Source organism: Streptococcus fryi (assembly GCF_053206505.1).
In genome coordinates, this window is record NZ_JBRUGW010000066.1 from 1 (window position 1) to 2,131 (window position 2,131).

The window sequence follows — 2,131 nt, forward strand, 5'->3', positions numbered from 1 at the left end:
ATATTGTCCTAGCGGTCGTTCTGAATTCCCAGCTCTAAAAAATACTGTATCCTCCTCTAAAACTTTTACATTATATTTACCACTTGCAAAACTAGAGGCGGCAACTTCGTCAATATCGGCTAAAGGATCAGGATTCTCGATCATATTATACTGATAATCTCCAGATTCACCCATGTTTTTTTCGGAGCATCTACATTATTCAAACTAAACTTCCCTGCCAAGGAAGAACCTGCCGAAGCACCAGCCATACTACTTAGAAACTTCGCCGCATTGGCCTGTGAGTCACTAGCTCCTAAAAGTTTGGCTCCGTGATAACCAAGTTCTCCTCCGCCCCATGCTCCCAAAGCACCGCCACCAAATTGAGCTAGGCCTTTTACAATGCTTCCTGTTTGACCAATTGGTGCAATAATGGAACTACCGATACTAAAGATTTGACCAGTTTGATGATAGAGTTGGTTATTTCCCAAGAAAATGGTATCTCGGATAGGATTGACCGCAAAACTCTTACTATCTCCTAAAGAGCCATAAATAATATCTTGTTCGGCCTCGATCATGTTCGAATAGCCATATAAAGCAGTACCCGTACCAAGTGTTGCACCAGCTGCTACAACAAGAGGAGTTGCTGCTCCTGCGGTTGCTACAATAGCTACTAGACTATCCGCTACAGTTATAGTAAAATCACTTAAAGAAACTAATTCTTCAAGTGATTTTTTGAGTACCAACTATTACTTTTCTGTAGGTAAATAATCTAAATTTATTGGTTTAGGATTAACTACCCCGTCTATTAAACGTGAGAAAAAAATTTCATCTGTAGCATCCATCACCTTTTTCGTGAAATTATTAACATACAAAATCGGAATAAATTCAGAACCATTTTCATCAAATCCTGTTAAAAAATATAAACCGTAATTAATATTTCTTGGATTTTCTAAACCAACTGTCCATTCTGAATCAGGAACTTTTAAACGAAATACTTCTCCAAGATACACCCAACAATTAATAAAATCAATCATATGTTCTTTTGTATTTTGAATTCCGTTATTCCTGATATATTTTGCAAAATCACCTAAGCTGTCCATACTTAAATCCAATTTATAACCTTGATTCATAGCCTTCTCAGTAATTTCTTCAAGTAAATCATCTATTGAAAAAATGAATTCTTCTAATTTTTCTAATTCTTGTGCCTTATCTAGTTTCATGTTTACCTCTTTATAAAATCAATCAATTATAGAACCAATAAAATAATTAATATCATAGTCATCCAACGCCTGTAAAAACGGCTTTGAAGCTCCTTTTTCCAAAACATAGCTAACATCATAACCTTGGTTTTTTAAGTATATATCCTTTTGAATGTCTATTTTGGCTTGCTTTGTTAGCGATACCTTACCTGTTTTCAACTGTTGTAACACATTGCCATCCATACGGTCAATCTGTCGTAAAGTAAAAGCAGTTTTCAATACTCTCGATTCTCCGCCTAGAACCTCTCTATAAAGACGCTCTCTTTCTAAACCAAATGTATTGTTTTTCATGTTAACATCATATTGTTTACTCCAGCGTTGATACGACCACTTACCTTGTCTGTTTTGGTAATCAAGCCAACGTTGTGCCTTATGTTCAAGCCTACTATGGACAGCTTTCTCAACTTCTAAATGCTTACTAAAATTAGAACTCTCTCGAGCAAGACGACTCTCTTCAAGGTTTTTAAGAACCTGCTCCTTATTATACGGCGGTGCTTGGTCAGGCATTTTTTTCGTCGTCAGTTTGTTCAAACTAAACTTACTCGCCGCAGACGATGCCGCAAAGCCTCCTATGATACTACCTACAAAAGTTGCACGCTCGGCATCAGCTTCGCTTCCTCCAAGGAGTTTGGTTCCATGATAACCCGCCTGACCTCCGACAAAGCCTCCAACTTCGCCTATCGCAAACTCAGCGAGACCTTTAGTCACACTCTGTGTTTGTCCAATGGGTATCATCACCGCACTAGCTGTTGTAAAAAGACCTCCAACTTGATGGTATAGTTTATCATTTCCCATGAAGAGGGTATCTCGGATGGGGTTGATGGCTAAGGTTTTACCATCACCTTTATAGCCTAGGTAAATATCTTGTCCTGCTTCTGCCACATTGGAAGCCC

2 protein-coding genes and 1 pseudogene are annotated in these 2,131 nt (G+C 38.2%); all 3 read right to left on the reverse strand.

Translation table 11 applies throughout. The features are described 5' to 3' along the window. Positions 1-140: 140 nt before the first annotated feature. The gene (locus ACVRZH_RS09975) at positions 141-722 is read right to left on the reverse strand and encodes a hypothetical protein (RefSeq protein ID WP_447455126.1); all 582 of its coding nucleotides are present in this window, start codon (positions 720-722) and stop codon (positions 141-143) included. Between the two features lie 3 nt (positions 723-725). Next, a complete protein-coding gene (locus ACVRZH_RS09980) occupies positions 726-1,199 on the reverse strand; it encodes a hypothetical protein (protein WP_447455127.1) in 474 nt (157 codons plus the stop codon). Between the two features lie 18 nt (positions 1,200-1,217). Continuing rightward, positions 1,218-2,131, reverse strand: a pseudogene (locus tag ACVRZH_RS09985) (hypothetical protein); the annotation flags it as partial.

Bases quoted from the DNA above. Each gene is read 5' to 3' on its own strand.
- ACVRZH_RS09980 (WP_447455127.1), bottom strand. From the start codon at position 1,199: ATGAAACTAGATAAGGCACAAGAATTAGAAAAATTAGAAGAATTCATT.